This is a genomic window from Bacillus sp. JH7 (assembly GCF_001563515.1).
In the GTDB taxonomy this organism is placed as follows: Bacteria; Bacillota; Bacilli; order Bacillales; family Bacillaceae_G; genus Bacillus_A; species Bacillus_A cereus.
The window spans coordinates 3,196,278-3,212,246 of sequence record NZ_LPUS01000001.1; the positions used below are offsets into that span (position 1 = coordinate 3,196,278).

Sequence of the window (15,969 nt, forward strand, 5' to 3'; positions counted from 1 at the left end):
CGTTTTATCTCATCTTAATGAAAAGATGCACAAAAAAGCTATCTCCGCAATGGAGATAGCCTTTCTACTTATAATATCGTACCCGCTTTTTCAGCACCTAACATTTCAATAATTTGATTATTATCGTCTAATACTGCAATTTTTGGTTCTTGTTTATGAATCTCTTCTTCCGTAACTAGCCCATAACAAATAATAATTACTTTGTCCCCTGGTTGTACAAGCCTTGCCGCAGCACCGTTTAAACAAACAACACCACTACCGCGTTCCCCTTTAATAACGTATGTCTCTAAGCGAGCACCATTATTATTATTTACAATTTGGACTTTTTCGTTTTCTACAATATTTACTGCATCCATTAAGTCTTCATCAATTGTAATACTACCTACATAATTTAAATTTGCCTCCGTTACAGTTGCACGATGTAACTTTGCTCTCATCATTGTGCGAAACATAGATGCTCCCCCTTATTTAACCGTTAATGTTATATTGTCAATTAATCTTACATTTTCAAACTTAACTGCAATAGCTAAAATGATTCGTCCTTCGACTTTCTCTATCATTGTTAATGACGGATATGCATATAAATCCGCATAATCTACAGTGCCTTTCGTATGCGTCTCAATATACTCTTTCACAAGATTTGTAATGATTTCGGGATTACGTTCACCTGCCTCAATTCTTTCTTTCGCTATACATAGGCTGCGGTATAAATGAAGAGCTTCTTCACGTTCATCTTGTGATAGGTACACGTTACGAGAACTTTTCGCTAAACCATCTTCTTCCCTTACAATATCAACTGGTACGATTGTAACTGGAATATTGAAATCAGTTACAAACCCTTCAATTACTGCAACTTGTTGAGCATCTTTCATACCGAAATAAGCACGCTTTGGCAGCGTAATATTAAATAGTTTCATTAGTACAGTTGCAACACCAGCAAAATGACCAGGTCTTTGTTGACCGCATAATACGTCCGTGCGCTTCACAACTTCTACCGTTGTTGTTTGTTCTGCTGGATACATTTCTTCTACACTCGGATAAAATAAATAATCTACACCGTTTTCTTTTGCTACATTTTCATCTCTATCAATATCACGAGGATATCGATCTAAATCTTCATTTGGGCCAAATTGTAGTGGGTTTACAAATACACTTAAAACTACAGTTTCATTTTCTTCTCTTGCCTTACGTAATAAAGTAGCATGGCCTTCATGTAAATAACCCATCGTTGGAACAAAACCAATACTCTTTCCACTTGCACGAAGTTCGCTCGTAATTTGCTGCATCTCTTGCACTGTAGTTACGATTTTCATTATTGTTTTCCTCCATATAACGCTAAGCATTCTTCCTCTTTCATTGTGAACGAATGTTTTTCTTCAGGAAATTGCCTTGTCTTTACTTCAGTAACATATTGTGAAATCCCACGCACAATCTCCTCTTGAACAGACGTATATTGCTTCACAAATTTCGGAACACGATTTACGCCGTATGAGATAAGATCATGATAAACAAGCACTTGCCCATCTACTTTTTGTCCTGCGCCAATCCCAATTGTCGGTATTGTTAGTTGCTCTGAAATAAGTTCTGCTAACTGCATTGGTACACATTCTAACACAAGCGCTATTGCACCAGCTTCTTCACATTTCTTTGCATCTTCTATTAATTTTTTTGCACTCTCCGCATCTTTTCCTTGCACTTTATATCCACCCAACACTCCTACAGATTGAGGGGTTAAACCTAAATGCGCTACAACAGGAATTCCTGCGTTCGTCAAATATTGAATCGTCGATATAACTTCTCCAGCACCTTCTACCTTCAGTGCGTGTGCCCCGCTCTCTTGAACGATGCGGCGTGCATTCACCATCGTTTCTTGTAATGATACGTGATACGACATAAATGGCATATCAGTTACAATAAACGTCTCTTTCGCTCCGCGGCGTACAGCTTTCGTATGATGAATCATATCCTCTACTGTTACAGGTACTGTTGAATCGTATCCGAGTACAACCATTCCAAGAGAATCTCCAACTAGAATCATATCAACTTCAGCTTCTTCTGCTAATTTAGCAGATGGATAATCATACGCCGTTAGCATTGTAATCGGCTCACCTTGCTCTTTCATCTTCAAAAAATCTGTTTTTGTTTTCAAAAACTACTCCTCCTTTATGCAGGAGAGAGGAGATGGCCGAAATCATATAAAAAAACCCCTCTGGCCATAAAAGGGCAGAAGGGTTGTGTGTTAGTCGGCATTATTCATCCCTCTGTCCCAGTCCGTTATTGGATCAAGGCAGAATCCAAGTTATTATTTTTCGTATGACTTCGAATCATGGTGCAGTTCGCTCTGATACTGCCCACATTCGAACTAATTATAGCAAACTACAAAAAGGAATTACTACATTTTTTCGAAAAAATAATTTTTTATTCTTATTACGGTATATGAAATTTAACACGAGAGTATATATGCTATACAGTTTTTATGGATAATTCAATCCTGAAAAGATACATGTTTTTTCAACGCATGTTAAAAAAGTCCAAGTTAATTTTTTCTGTAATCAATTTAACTATATAGTATAACTCTTAAACTAATGATGCAGGTTAATTGAGGAAAGTACTTAACAAAGGAGAATTGCAGATGTCTATGAACAGGTGGTTATTTCGATTCAGCAGTTTGCTTGTAATGATTGTATGGTGGATGTCTTTAGGATCCTCCCAAGTATTTGCCTCAGTTCATGTCGTAACACAACCCACCGATTTAACGAAAGTGATTGAGGTTGAACTAAATGATGATTACTTTAATCCAAATGTCATCACGATTCCGCTTGAAGGATCAACAACATTACTATTGAAAAATAAAGGTAAAAACGAGCACACCTTTACAGTGAAAAAACTCGGTATTGACGTCGTAGTCCAGTCAGGAAAAGAAAAGAATATTACCGTGAAACCTAAAAATACTGGTACATATGAATTAATATGTCGATACCATCTTCTTAAAGGAATGACAGGCAAAGTAATCGTCAAATAACATGCCAGGTCAACTCGACGGAAGCTATTTTGAAATGAACTTTAAATATGAAAAGAATTTATTATCATGTTACAAATTCAACTCAAAACTATTGAAATAAAAAGAAGTTCCAAAAGAGGAACTTCTTTTACTTAATTTCGATATCTGCAGAATGAATATGATGTACTTTCCCCTCATGATCCTCCAGAAGTAATACACCATCCTCTGTGATTCCTTTTGCTAACCCCGTAATTGTCTCTCTCATCGTTCGAGCGGTAATTTCTTTCCCGATGCTCACAGCGTAACTTTCCCAAAGAATTTTAATGACAGAGAAACCATTTTGTAAATATTCTTCATATAATTTTTCTAGTTGTAAATAGATTTGTTGCATAAGTTCTGCACGAACAATCGGCTTACCTGATTCAATCGCTAATGAAGTAGCGATGTGCTGAATTTCTTCATCAAAATGTTCTTGCTTTTGATTCGCATTAATACCGATGCCCATAATGACAGCATTAATTTTATCAGGATCCGCTTGCATTTCTGTTAATATACCTACAGCCTTTTTACCTTGAATTAAAATATCATTTGGCCATTTTATTCCTACGTTTACACCTGTACATTTTTCAATTGCCTGTGCAACACTAACAGCCGCTAACAAAGTAAGTTGCGGTGCATGATGAACTGGGATTGACGGGCGTAAAATAATACTCATCCAAATCCCTGTTCCTTTTGGTGAATGCCATTTTCTGCTTAAACGACCTCTTCCCGCTGTTTGTTCTTCTGCTACAACGACAGTTCCTTCTTCTGCACCTTCATAAGCAAGTTTTGCTGCAATGTGCTGCGTTGATTCAACAGTTTCTTCAAAATACACTGTTCTACCAATCCGCTTCGTTTGTAGCCCTAACTGAATTTCATTAGCAGTCACTTTGTCTGGCTTACTTGCAATTCGGTAACCTAATCGGCGCACAGCTTCAAGTTCATATCCCTCACTCCGCAGATCCTCCATATGTTTCCACACAGCAGTTCTTGAACAACCAAGTTTATCACTAATTGTTTGGCCGGATACAAACTCGCCATCCGCTTCAGAAAAAACTTGCAATAACTGCTTTCTTATAGTAGATTGCATGCTTGCAGCCACTCCCTTATACGCTCTTTCTCATTAACTACGTTTCCTTGTACGATTGCTTCTTCGATTTTCTGAAGCATTTCAGCAACCCACGGACCAGGCTTTTTGTTTGCCCAGTTTAATAAATCATTACCAGTCACATTCATTTCTTGACGTTCCTGGATTGGCAATGCATGAAACATTAATTGTACTCGTTCAACAGATGTAGGGTCATAGCTTTCAATCATCGCTTCATATACTCTCTCTGCCATTTCAGCGATATGAATTCCCGTTTTATAAAGAAGGACTGTATCCCAATCCTTCTCCTTTCTAGTACGAATTGCCAATAAAACTGCAACAATATCTTTTATTTTTTTATTCGAAAACTTCCATTGACGTAAAAAGACAGATGGATGTTCTTCTCCGATACAATATAAGAAAAATGCCCACGCCTCAATATCCGTTTCGAAAGAATCCCATTTATACTGCGTAGCTTTTAACAGTCTCTCTTCTGACATTTGTAAATATGGCAAATGAGAAAATAGCTTCGTCTCTACTAATTCTTTGAGACCTTTCACACAATATGTACCAGTTAACAGTTTCTCAAACTCTACTGTAATACGCTCAATTGCTATATGTTCTAGCAAATGCCCATGCGTTTCAATCGCTTGCTTCGTTTTCATTTCTAATGAAAAACCTAACGTGCTTACAAACCGAATACCACGCATCATTCGCAGGGCATCTTCTTGAAAACGATCCGCAGCATTTCCAACTGTCACAATTTCTCTCTGTTGAATGGCTTCCTGTCCAGCAAATAAATCAACCATTTTGCCTTCTTCTGTCATAGCAATTGCATTCATCGTGAAATCACGACGTTTTAAATCCTCTTCTAATGAACGAACAAATTGAACACTACTAGGTCTTCGAAAATCTTCATATTCGCTTTCTGTTCGAAAAGTAGTTACCTCATAAGGCTCACCATTTTCTACAACAATTACAGTTCCATGCTCAAGACCAACAGGAACATTTCTTGGGAATATAGCCATCACTTCTTCTGGTAGAGCAGATGTCGCAATATCAATATCTCCAATCGGCCTATCGATAATAAGATCTCGTACGCTCCCACCAACAAAGTAAGCCTCATGTCCTTGTTGCTTTAATGTCTCAATAATAGAACTAGCTTTTTTAAATATTTCCATTTTTGTCATCCCTTAGTACGTCATAGTAAATCGTTTCATATTGTGAAACAATTTTTTCTGAGCGAAATTGCTCATAAACACTTTCTCTTGCTCGTTCTCCCATATTACGGTGAAGTTCCTCGTCCTTTAATAGCTGAATAGCTTGATTTGCCACTCCTGTTGTATCGCCAACTTCACATAAATATCCTGTTTCCCCGTGTTGAATAACCTCTGGAATACCTCCAACCCGCGTTCCGATACAAGGTACACCACACGCCATTGCTTCTAATAAAACAAGACCAAAACTTTCCTTCTCTGATAGAAGCAACATTAAATCACTCATCGCAAGTAGTTCTGCAACATTATCTTGCTTCCCTAGGAATAAAACGCGATCTTCAATATGTAAATTCTTCACTATCTGTAAAATCGTACAGAATTCTGGTCCGTCTCCAACAAGAAGCAACTTCGCATCTACTTCTTTAACAATTTTAGCAAATGCCTGAACAACATCCTGCACACGTTTCACTTTACGGAAATTCGAAATATGAATAAGTACTTTTTCACTCTCACTTATACCGTATTCTTTCTTTAATTGAGACATATTACGCTTGAAATATACACGTTCGTCTATAAAGTTATATACCGTTTGAATTTCTTTACTTGGTTTTACAAGCTCATGTGTTTCGTTAATTAATGAATGCGAGACAGCAGTGACAACATCCGATTGCTCAATACCAAAACGAATTAAATTATTTAACGAAGGGTCGGAACCTAACACAGTAATATCTGTTCCATGTAAGGTTGTAACAATTTTAATACGCTCTCCGATCATTTGTTTTGCTAAATATGCACAAATTGCATGTGGTATTGCGTAATGCACATGTAAAATGTCTAAGTTTTCTCTTTGTGCAACCTCGGCCATTTTACTTGCTAACGCTAAATCGTATGGTGGATATTGAAATACAGAGTATTGATTTACCGTCACTTCATGAAAATAAATGTTTGGATATACTTTATTTAACCGGAATGGTAAACCCGATGTAATAAAGTGAATTTCATGCCCACGTTCCGCCAATTGCTTTCCTAATTCTGTTCCAACAACTCCAGAACCACCTACAGAAGGATAACATGTAATACCTATTTTTAATTTCATTTACATCCCCCTAATAAATCAGCATGTAATAAAACCGGTTTCTTACTCATAAATCCCTCGGCATACAAGACTCCAACTTCTTTTCCAAACATCTTCTCACGAGCGATTACAGTTTCAACGTAACCTTCTGTTAACGGTGTCTTAACACCATCGCTCCCTGTTGAAAACTGACTTTCATACGCTTCTAATGCTTCCACCTTTATAGAGAGGTACTCACTTATATCTATACAAAAATTCGGTTTATGAAAACCATTAATCATATAATTATAAAAAGACTCCACACGATGTGGTGAAAGTTCCGGCATATATTTACGGATTCCTGCTGAAAAAATAGCCTCTTCCACAAGCTTTGCACAATTTGCATGATCTGGATGGCGATCTTCATAGTACGGTGCAAAAACTAGTTTTGGTTTATATGTACGGATCACCTTGACAATTTCACGTATATACTCTTCTTTCATATACAAACCACGGTCTGGCATCGCTAAATTCAGCCTCGTTTTTACTCCCATTATACGAGCTGCAACCTTCGCTTCTTCTTTTCTCAACTCTATCGTTCCATTTGAAGAAAGATCAGCTTCTGTTAAATCACAAATACCTACTTCATACCCTTGCTTTGTATATTTAGCGATGGTACCAGCCATGCCGATTTCAACATCATCGGCATGAGCACCAAACGCTAATATATGTAATCCACTCATAATTGTTCCCCTCATTTTCTTAACTTACGATAATCTAAATCTCCTCGCTCTAATGCGTGCATTAACATTTCAGCACTTGCCATATTCGTTGCAAGTGGAATCGCATATACATCACATAAACGAAGCAATGCATTCACATCCGGTTCATGCGGCTGTGCTGTTAATGGATCGCGGAAGAAAATCACCATATCTAAATCGTTCTTTGCAATCATTGCACCAATTTCTTGATCTCCACCAAGAGGGCCAGATTGATATCTTGTTACAACTAATCCAGTCGCTTCCATAATACGAAGCCCTGTCGTTCCTGTTGCAAATAATTCATGTTGTTCAAAAATTGGTTTATATGCGTATGCAAACGAAACCATATCATTTTTCTTTTTGTCATGTGCGATTAAGGCAATTTTCATCCGTTGTCTCCCCTTTAGTCGATAATATTTTCTAAACCGTACACAAGATGATCAAGGTTCATTACTGTCTCAATTGATAGTTTTACACCTGACATAAATGATGCACGATTGAATGAATCATGACGAACTGTTAACATTTGTCCATCTCCACCGAACATTACTTCTTGGTGTGCAATAAGCCCTGGCAAACGTACACTATGAATGTGAATACCGTCTACATTTGCACCACGTGCACCTGCTAGTTGCTCTACTTCTTTTGGATGACCTTGCTGCTTTGATTCACGATTTTGACGAATTAACTCTACCGTTTTTACAGCTGTACCAGATGGTGCGTCTAATTTTTGATCATGATGTAATTCAATTACCTCAACATCTTGGAAATATTTCGCTGCCATTTGTGAGAATTTCATCATAAGAACTGCACCAATTGCAAAGTTTGGAGCAATAATTGTTCCTACTGCTTTTTCTTTTGCATTCTCTGTTAAACGTGCCAATTCTTCTTCTGTAAATCCAGTTGTACCAATAACCGAACGAAGTCCACGCTCAACTGCAAGTGTAACGTGTTGTTTCCCCACTTCTGGTGTTGTTAAATCTAACAACACATCTGCTTCTACTTCATCTAAACAAGTATGTAAATCAGCGTAAATCGGTGCATGTGATGCTGGCATGCCAGGTAAATCAGAAATCTTCTCACCACCATGCTTATAATCCACTGCTGCTACTAAATTAAAATGTTCCGTTCTTTCCATAAGAAGAACTGCTTCATGTCCCATACGTCCTCTTGGTCCGGCGATAATTACTTTAATTTCTTTCATTATTCTTTCTCTCCCTCATCAATACGTGTCCAGCGATCTTTATCACGTGTATTAAATTTATTCATTACAATGTTATGTGCTGTCTCTAAATCAATATTTAAACTATTTGCCATACAAATCATAACAAATAATACATCTCCAAGCTCTTCTTCAATACTTCTTTCTTTTTCAGTTGTTTTCTTCGGTTTCTCACCATAATAATGATTTACCTCTCTTGCAAGCTCTCCCATTTCTTCCGTTAAACGAGCCATCATTGCAAGCGGACTGAAATAACCTTCTTTAAACTGACCAATATATGCATCTACTTCTTTCTGCATATCTTTCATCGTTTTTGCTTCCATACTATTCACCTCTAATCCTTCCTCTTTCATGTTAGCCAATTCATCGCGATTTGACAAATATTATTCCCCGCCAAACACCTATTTGCGACCCATTTTTGGATAGACTATAATAAAGTGAAACTTCTTTTGCGTTTTTTTGCAAAAGATTAGTTGAACTAATCGGGTTCCTACGGCTGGTTCGCCTTTCTTCAGAGCTTTATCTCCTACCAGCCGTTGGTACGGGGTAAAGTGAAACTTCTTTTGCGCTTTTTGCAAAAGATTAGTTGAACTAATCGAGTTCCTACGGCTGGTTTGCCCCTCTTCTTTGCTTCATCTCCTATCAGCCGTTAGAGCGGGATAAAGTGAAACCTTCTTTTGTGCTTTTCACAAAAGATCAGCCCACATCAATCAAGTTCTTACTATTTTCACTAGCAACTAGAAATTACTTATTATTATGTTTTACTGTTTCAGCGGAGCAATGCAATCATTACATAATTAGGGGGATTTCTATATGACATCAAAATTGAAGATGCGAAATATTATTTTTATTTTAATCGGTTCCGCTATATTTTCTTTCGGTATTGTCAATATCAATATTGAAAACCACCTTGCAGAGGGTGGGTTTACTGGTATTACACTATTATTGTATTTTTTATTTAAGTTTGATCCTTCCTACTCAAACTTAATTTTAAATATCCCTATATTTTTTATTGGTTGGAGGTTACTTGGCAGAACGACATTTTTATATACATTAATTGGCACCTTTAGCGTATCTTTATTTCTATGGATTTTCCAGCGTTACGAAGTACTCAACTTACATTTAAACTTGCAAAATGATATGACACTCGCAGCTTTATTCGCCGGGGCATTTATCGGTATCGGCCTTGGAATAATATTTAAATATGGCGGGACTACTGGCGGTGTAGATATTATCGCACGACTAGCTCACAAATATGTTGGCTGGAGTATGGGGAAAACAATGTTTATGTTTGATGCTGTCGTTATCGTAGTCTCTATTCTTACCTATTTATCATACCGCGAGGGCATGTATACGCTAGTTGCTGTTTTTATCGGTGCTAAAGTCATTGATTTTATGCAAGAAGGAGCTTATGCTGCCAAAGGAGCGACTATTATCTCAGAGAAAAACGATGAAATTGCTGCCAAAATTTTATCTGAAATGGAGCGCGGAGCAACCTTTTTAAAAGCTGTTGGATCGTATACAAAAGTGGAACGTAACGTATTGTATTGCGTTGTTGCTAAAAATGAAATCGTGAAATTAAAGAATATCATTACTTCTGTAGATCCTCATGCTTTTGTCGCTGTAAGTGATGTACATGATGTAGTTGGTGAAGGATTTACGTTAGATGAAAATAAAAACCCTTTACATAATTAAATGTAACTAGAAAAGCGCCTTAGCTTTTCTAGTTTTTTATTACAAGTCTTTTAAGCTTCTCAAAATCCTCATGAATAAGCTCCAATAAACTCCGATTATAAAAAATGGAAGCTGGATGAAAAGTCGGAAAAACATGATATTCTTTCTCTGACCATGTAAACTCTGCACTTTGCATATCCTTTAATTTTTGAATGGGCTGTTTTAATAATTGCCCGTGTACATCTGTGATTTTTTTATTTTTTCCTGTTAAACGTTGAAGACCGATATTTCCAAGCGTGACGATAAGCTTCGGATGTATTTTCTCTAATTCATAATCTAACAAAGGCGCATGGGCAACTATTTCTCCCTGATTTGGCGTTCTATTATACTTTTTTTGTATGATTTCACCATTTCTTTCTTTTTTCTCTCGCCATTTATAAGGTCTACTTCGAACAGCGCTCGTAATATATACTTCTTCCCTTGTAACATCAATACGCTCTAAAAAATCCATTAATTGTTTTCCCGCCCTCCCGCTAAACGGAATCCCATTATGAATTTCTGTTTCACCAGGCGCTTCTCCTAACAACATAAATTTGGGATTTTCAGGACCTTGTCCACTTAAAAAACCTTCTAGTTGATAAGGAGCACTGCGCTCTTGCACTTGTTTTACTAAATGGTCTGGATATTTCATTTCCCCCCACCGCCTTTCCGCATTACTTCTATTATTTCTATTTGCAATACATTATATAATTCAATCCATACAACAAAAAAAGACTATCAAAATTGATAGTCTTTAGTCGTCGCTACGCTGCATACCAGTATACATTAATACGAGACGTAATAATTCAAATACCGCTACAGCTGCAGCTGCTACATATGTTAATGCTGCCGCATTTAATACTTTACGAGCTTGCCCATATTCATCTGTTGATACAATACCTAACGCTTCAATTTGTTGCATTGCGCGCTTTGACGCATCAAACTCAACTGGCAATGTAACGAGCTGGAACACAACACCTGCTGCCATTAAAATGATACCTAATAACAACAAACCAGACATTTGTGCAAATATACCGATTAGGACGAAAATCCAAGACATATTCGAACCAAAGTTTGCAACTGGCACTAACGAATGACGAACGCGCATAAATTTATAATCTTTTGCATCTTGAATTGCGTGTCCTACTTCGTGTGCTGCAACTGCTGTACCAGCAACTGAATGTCCATAATAGTTATCTGTTGATAATCGAACCGTCTTAGCGGTTGGATCATAATGGTCTGATAAATGACCTGGTGTTTCTTCTACAGCTACGTTGTATAATCCATTTTCATCTAAAATTTTTCGAGCCACTTCCGCTCCTGTCATACCTGATGTTGAATAAACTTGTGAATACTTGCTATAGGCACTACGTACTCTTGACTGTGCATACAACGGTATGATCATTATGATCGCGAAGTAAATTAAATAAAACATCATGAACCTCCATTGAAGTTTTAATTATAGTACTTCTCATTCTATTTTCTTCTGCCACTATTGTCAATGAATAAACCTTACAATCCATATCTTTATTTATTGCATTATCTATTTTTAGAATGTACATTACTTTTTCTTTTTTCTCTCTCTCCTTTATACTTTCTCCATCCAACATAAGTTAATGTGAAGAAAATAAGTCCCCCAGTAATTGTCATAAACCAAATGAGAGAGGGTGCAATTTCATCTTTTTTTACTGTGTGAAATATCTTTTGCAAATCCCCTTTAATAATCCCTAATTGCATTTGGCCGCCTTTCGTTTTTAACATAACGTTACGAAATTCATCTAAATAAGATAAATGAACATTTACACGCTGAACCTCGTTTTCTGGCAAAGCAATCATTAAGCTTGGATAAATAATATTGAATTCATTTAAAAACGTATTTAACGTTTGTTGAAACTGCCCAGCATCTTCTTTTTCCATCGCTTTTTCCATTTGAGAAAAGGCATCCATTACTTTCCTTTCTCTTTCCATCCAAAGTGGTTGATATTTCGATACTTGTGCATCAACAGCAAGTTGTAATGCCAGCACATTATCAATTTTAGCTTGCTTACCTAAACCTTCTTCAGAGAGCGATTGTTGCGCCTTATCGTAAGCTAAAGAAATAACTCTAACTTGATCTGGTGTTACTTCCTGCTTCTTTTCATTCCCCTTTATTAAAAATTGCTCCGAGAAATGTTGTAATACTTGTACCGCTTTTTCATCTTCATTACGCTTCACTAACTGTAACGAGTCGTCTAACAACCCTGTTAGCTCATTCCACTCTTCAGCATATATACGTAACGGAAACATTATAATTAGAAATGCTATCAATCCAATTAATGTTCTCTTCATCCCGGTCCCCCCTATAACTACTAGTACAAAATATGTTAATTTGGACAAGAATAGAACAGAACTAGACCGAAAAATATATTATCATTTTACAAAGAAAAAAATTCTCTTTAAGCAGAGAATTTTTTCTGTGACATCCTTTTCTTTTTTACGAAATATCGATATAAACTGTAACAAAGTATACTACCACCTAAAATGAATAATAAAATAGCACACGCAGCATGCATAAAGAACTCTTCTGGTAACATTAATATAATTGGATCTTTTTCAGGATCAAAAACCCAATAATCATTACTAAATAAAAGTTTATGGAATAATACAAAACTCTTTTCAAAATTAATAGCAATTGGTAACATAAGCGCTATCGGAAAAATGATTGTTAAAATCGATCCGTGCAGTAAAAACTTTTCATTTTTCTTTTTTAATAAATAAATTCCGCCTATCACTGCAATCATAATTGTCGCATACATCACATATTGAATCTTTACTAAAATATTTTTAACATCTACAAAATGAATACGGCCATTTGTGGACATATCTAATGTTGGCAAATGTAATGCTCCGTCATAAAACGGGGATAAATATGTAATAAGCACATCGTAATTTCTTTTAATTTCATCCTTCGTCATATCCGCTAAATCAGGAATATTTAAAAAATCAATTTCAAAATAATACAGCCATTTTCCATAGACAACTGCCGTTGTTGCGAGTGCAAAAATAGAAAATGCTATGCTATATGAAACAACTAAAGTAATCAATCGATCCAATATTTTTGTACCACTCTTATTTTTCTCCATGTTCTCCCCCTAAATGTTCTAACCATCATAAAGAAAATTGTTTCCTTTGCTCACGTAAGCAACAATAATATGTAATACATAGTACAGCAATACTTAACCAAAACGTAAAATAACCAATTTCCTCTACAAACAAATGCATAATTCCATATCGCGGCATTTGCCAAAATAAATAATCAATTGCATCGTTATGCAACGTCCACACAGCTGCTACTATAAAATGCCATTTTTTTATACGATAGAATGGAGCATATAAAAATCCTTGTACTGCCATCGCAAAGTGCGAAAGCATTAACATGTAGCCCATAAGGCCAATAGGCCCTTTTACGTAAATCATAATCCCGTTTACAACAACAGCCCAAATACCATATTTTATTAAAGTTACAATCGCTAACGCTTCTATTAATCCCCAGTTTCTCTTTGCCAAAAAAGCAATTAAAACAAACACAAAAAAGAGACTCGCCATAGGACTATCTGGTACAAACGGCCAAAATATAGGTGACGTTTCTTTCAATTGATTTCCGTACCATATAAATCCGTAAATTGTACCTAATATGTTAACAATTAATAAAAATAATAATACCGAGCGTTGTCTTAACATTGCATACAAGTACACCAATCCGTATGTCCAACACCTTTCAAGCAAAGTAATTCATTCATTAAATCCTACTCTATTATAACAAACTTCATCCAACTAAATAGAAAAGCTGACTACAAATTTTGTAGTCAGCTTTTTATTATTTTTTATTATACTTTGCAACGAATTCCGAAAGCTTCTTCAGTTCCTCATCCGTACCTTTAAATACACCTTTAGGCATTGAACCTTTTCCCTCTTTCGCAATTTTAGCAATTTCTTCTGGCTTTAAAGTTAAGTTTTGCAGTGCCGGTGCTGCTGCCCCGCCTTGTAAATTGTCACCATGACATGTTAAACAAGTATTTTTTTGCATTAATTTATAGCCATCATCATTTTTATCAACTGGCGCTGTTTTTACAATTGCTCCTTGTTTTTTTGCAGCTTCCCAGTCGTGGTGTGCTACAGATTCCCAAGTTAAAAAGATAATCGATGCAATTGCTAAAAGCATAAATCCAGTTGCCACAGGACGCTTCAATGGACGTCTTTCTGGACCTCGATCAAGAAATGGAGCTAACAGTAATGCTCCAAACGCAATCCCTGGCATAATAAATGCTCCAATTACAGTAAATGAACCGGAAGCATAAGAATACTTTAATAACTGATACAAGAATAAGAAATACCAATCTGGAAGTGGTATATATCCAGCATCTGTTGGGTCCGCCATTCTCTCAAGCGGCGACGGATGCGCCACTGTTAAACATAAATAACCGATTAAAAAAACTGCACCAACCATCCATTCTTTTAACAAGAAGTTCGGCCAAAATGCTTCTGTTTTCCCTGGGTATTCAGAATAGTCTTTTGGAATATTTGGTTTCCGAGCTACTGGTACCCGAGAGTCTCCTACAAACTTCATCCCTTTGCCGCGATGCATAATCTCCCTCCTTTAGTTCTTTCCCCTTTAATTTAGCAATCTCTTATAGTGGACCGGAAATACCTTGTTTGCGAATCATGATGAAGTGGAAGGCCATTAAACCTAGAAGTGCTGCTGGTAAGAAGAAGACGTGAATAGCAAAGAAGCGAGTTAATGTTTGAGCGCCAACAATTTCGGAATGACCAGCGAGTAATGTTTTAATATAAGGACCAATGAGCGGTGTTTGCTCTGCAATTTGAATCCCTACTTTTGTAGCAAATAAAGCTTTCATATCCCACGGCAATAAATATCCGGTAAAACCAAGACCTAACATAACAAAGAAAATAAGAACACCAACAATCCAATTTAACTCACGGGGCTTTTTATACGCACCTTGGAAGAAAACTCTGAGTGTATGTAAAAACATCATTACAATTACGAGACTAGCACCCCAGTGGTGCATACCACGAACAATTTGCCCATAAGCAACTTCATTTTGTAAATAGTAAACTGATTCCCAAGCATTTTTAATATCAGGCACATAATACATCGTCAAAAACATTCCAGATAAAATTTGAATTACAGTAACGAAAAAGGTAAGTCCTCCAAAGCAATAGACGAATGCAGAAAAGTGATGTGCCGGGTTTACATGTTCAGGTACTTCATGATCAGCGATATCACGCCATATTGGTGTAATATCCAATCTTTCATCCACCCAATCATAAATTTTATTTAACATCTACTTTGCACCCCCTCTTGGCTTCGCTTTTCCTAGATACAGCGTTCCATCTTTCACTTTAGACTCGTACACATCAAGCGGAGCAAGGGGTGGCGTACCTTTAATGTTAATCCCATCTTTTGTATAACGCCCCCCGTGACATGGGCAAAAGAATTGATTCGGATGTGCTTTGTCCGAATTCCAGTTAACTGTACATCCTAAATGTTTACATACTGGAGAGAACGCAACAATGTCTCCGCTTTCATCTTTATGAACCCAAGCCGATTTTGGTTCTTCAGACTTGTACCAACCATCAACCTGCTTCACTTTAAAATCGAAACGCTTCGGCTCTGTTGTAATATCCTTTACTTGCGCAACAGCAACCATATCTGTTCCCGCTTCTTTTCTTAACACCGGATCAAGCGCAAATCGCGTCATCGGCATTAAAATACCGGCAGCCATAAAGCCTCCTACCCCTGTGAGTGTGTAATTTAAAAATTGTCTTCTTGACACGCGATGTTCTTTGTCGCTCACGAAAATTTCCCCCCCTCTAT

At 36.8% G+C, this 15,969-nt stretch carries 20 protein-coding genes; 2 read left to right on the plus strand and 18 right to left on the minus strand.

From position 1 onward, the window contains the following. Positions 1-68: 68 nt before the first annotated feature. Genes panD through panB form a run of 3 tightly spaced genes read right to left on the minus strand, consistent with a single transcriptional unit; the run spans position 69 to position 2,149 of the window. Positions 69-452 carry an aspartate 1-decarboxylase gene (gene panD / locus AU379_RS15985; RefSeq protein ID WP_000490182.1) on the minus strand — a complete coding sequence of 128 codons (384 nt, stop codon included), beginning with the start codon at positions 450-452 and terminating at the stop codon, positions 69-71. Between the two features lie 12 nt (positions 453-464). Further along, complete coding sequence (gene panC / locus AU379_RS15990; RefSeq protein WP_061139487.1) at positions 465-1,313, minus strand: pantoate--beta-alanine ligase; 849 nt, start codon at positions 1,311-1,313, stop codon at positions 465-467. After that, a complete protein-coding gene (gene panB, locus AU379_RS15995; RefSeq protein WP_000851108.1) occupies positions 1,313-2,149 on the minus strand; it encodes a 3-methyl-2-oxobutanoate hydroxymethyltransferase in 837 nt (278 codons plus the stop codon). Before panB ends, panC begins: the two co-directional genes overlap by 1 nt. 483 nt (positions 2,150-2,632) lie before the next feature. Between panB and AU379_RS16000 the strand changes: the two genes are divergently transcribed. Continuing rightward, positions 2,633-3,022 carry a cupredoxin domain-containing protein gene (locus tag AU379_RS16000; RefSeq protein WP_000062393.1) on the plus strand — a complete coding sequence of 130 codons (390 nt, stop codon included), beginning with the start codon at positions 2,633-2,635 and terminating at the stop codon, positions 3,020-3,022. A 127-nt stretch (positions 3,023-3,149) separates the two neighbouring features. Here AU379_RS16000 and AU379_RS16005 read toward each other — a convergent pair whose 3' ends face one another. The 7 genes from AU379_RS16005 to AU379_RS16035 are packed head-to-tail and all read right to left on the minus strand — an operon-like array spanning position 3,150 to position 8,704. Next, positions 3,150-4,130 (minus strand): biotin--[acetyl-CoA-carboxylase] ligase, encoded by a 981-nt coding sequence (locus AU379_RS16005; protein WP_001192063.1) that lies wholly within the window; start codon positions 4,128-4,130, stop codon positions 3,150-3,152. Then, positions 4,115-5,308 (minus strand): CCA tRNA nucleotidyltransferase, encoded by a 1,194-nt coding sequence (locus AU379_RS16010; protein ID WP_061139488.1) that lies wholly within the window; start codon positions 5,306-5,308, stop codon positions 4,115-4,117. The genes AU379_RS16005 and AU379_RS16010 overlap by 16 nt, the downstream gene beginning before the upstream one ends. Beyond that, positions 5,295-6,440, minus strand: coding sequence for an N-acetyl-alpha-D-glucosaminyl L-malate synthase BshA (gene bshA, locus AU379_RS16015; protein WP_048657190.1), 1,146 nt, complete (start codon positions 6,438-6,440; stop codon positions 5,295-5,297). Before bshA ends, AU379_RS16010 begins: the two co-directional genes overlap by 14 nt. Next, positions 6,437-7,141, minus strand: a complete 705-nt coding sequence (bshB1, locus tag AU379_RS16020) for a bacillithiol biosynthesis deacetylase BshB1 (protein WP_000015673.1) — start codon at positions 7,139-7,141, stop codon at positions 6,437-6,439. The genes bshA and bshB1 overlap by 4 nt, the downstream gene beginning before the upstream one ends. 11 nt (positions 7,142-7,152) lie before the next feature. Further along, a complete protein-coding gene (gene mgsA / locus AU379_RS16025) occupies positions 7,153-7,548 on the minus strand; it encodes a methylglyoxal synthase (protein WP_000684765.1) in 396 nt (131 codons plus the stop codon). A 14-nt stretch (positions 7,549-7,562) separates the two neighbouring features. Then, positions 7,563-8,363: a dihydrodipicolinate reductase gene (gene dapB / locus AU379_RS16030; protein WP_061139489.1), complete on the minus strand. Its 801-nt coding sequence runs from the start codon at positions 8,361-8,363 to the stop codon at positions 7,563-7,565. Beyond that, positions 8,363-8,704 (minus strand): nucleotide pyrophosphohydrolase, encoded by a 342-nt coding sequence (locus AU379_RS16035; RefSeq protein WP_002108639.1) that lies wholly within the window; start codon positions 8,702-8,704, stop codon positions 8,363-8,365. The genes dapB and AU379_RS16035 overlap by 1 nt, the downstream gene beginning before the upstream one ends. Before the next feature lie 490 nt (positions 8,705-9,194). Between AU379_RS16035 and AU379_RS16040 the strand changes: the two genes are divergently transcribed. Then, a complete protein-coding gene (locus tag AU379_RS16040) occupies positions 9,195-10,076 on the plus strand; it encodes a YitT family protein (RefSeq protein WP_000202121.1) in 882 nt (293 codons plus the stop codon). 28 nt (positions 10,077-10,104) lie between these two features. Here the strand turns inward: AU379_RS16040 and AU379_RS16045 are convergent, their stop codons facing one another. The 8 genes from AU379_RS16045 to qcrA all read right to left on the minus strand — a co-directional run bounded on the left by AU379_RS16045 (position 10,105) and on the right by qcrA (position 15,949). Then, positions 10,105-10,746, minus strand: a complete 642-nt coding sequence (locus AU379_RS16045; protein WP_000876871.1) for a uracil-DNA glycosylase — start codon at positions 10,744-10,746, stop codon at positions 10,105-10,107. Positions 10,747-10,848: 102 nt separating this feature from the next. Next, positions 10,849-11,532: a zinc metallopeptidase gene (locus AU379_RS16050; RefSeq protein ID WP_058839490.1), complete on the minus strand. Its 684-nt coding sequence runs from the start codon at positions 11,530-11,532 to the stop codon at positions 10,849-10,851. Positions 11,533-11,633: 101 nt separating this feature from the next. Continuing rightward, complete coding sequence (gene ypjB / locus AU379_RS16055; RefSeq protein WP_000831583.1) at positions 11,634-12,422, minus strand: sporulation protein YpjB; 789 nt, start codon at positions 12,420-12,422, stop codon at positions 11,634-11,636. 107 nt (positions 12,423-12,529) lie between these two features. Beyond that, positions 12,530-13,216: a TIGR01906 family membrane protein gene (locus AU379_RS16060; protein WP_000414377.1), complete on the minus strand. Its 687-nt coding sequence runs from the start codon at positions 13,214-13,216 to the stop codon at positions 12,530-12,532. A gap of 25 nt (positions 13,217-13,241) precedes the next feature. Beyond that, complete coding sequence (locus tag AU379_RS16065; RefSeq protein WP_025967075.1) at positions 13,242-13,832, minus strand: DUF1405 domain-containing protein; 591 nt, start codon at positions 13,830-13,832, stop codon at positions 13,242-13,244. 118 nt (positions 13,833-13,950) lie between these two features. Beyond that, positions 13,951-14,718, minus strand: a complete 768-nt coding sequence (gene qcrC, locus AU379_RS16070) for a menaquinol-cytochrome c reductase cytochrome b/c subunit (RefSeq protein ID WP_000554603.1) — start codon at positions 14,716-14,718, stop codon at positions 13,951-13,953. 43 nt (positions 14,719-14,761) lie between these two features. Beyond that, positions 14,762-15,436 (minus strand): menaquinol-cytochrome c reductase cytochrome b subunit, encoded by a 675-nt coding sequence (gene qcrB / locus AU379_RS16075; RefSeq protein WP_000932700.1) that lies wholly within the window; start codon positions 15,434-15,436, stop codon positions 14,762-14,764. After that, entirely contained in the window at positions 15,437-15,949 is a 513-nt protein-coding gene (qcrA, locus tag AU379_RS16080) for a menaquinol-cytochrome c reductase iron-sulfur subunit (protein ID WP_001280593.1), read from the minus strand. Positions 15,950-15,969 lie beyond the last annotated feature (20 nt).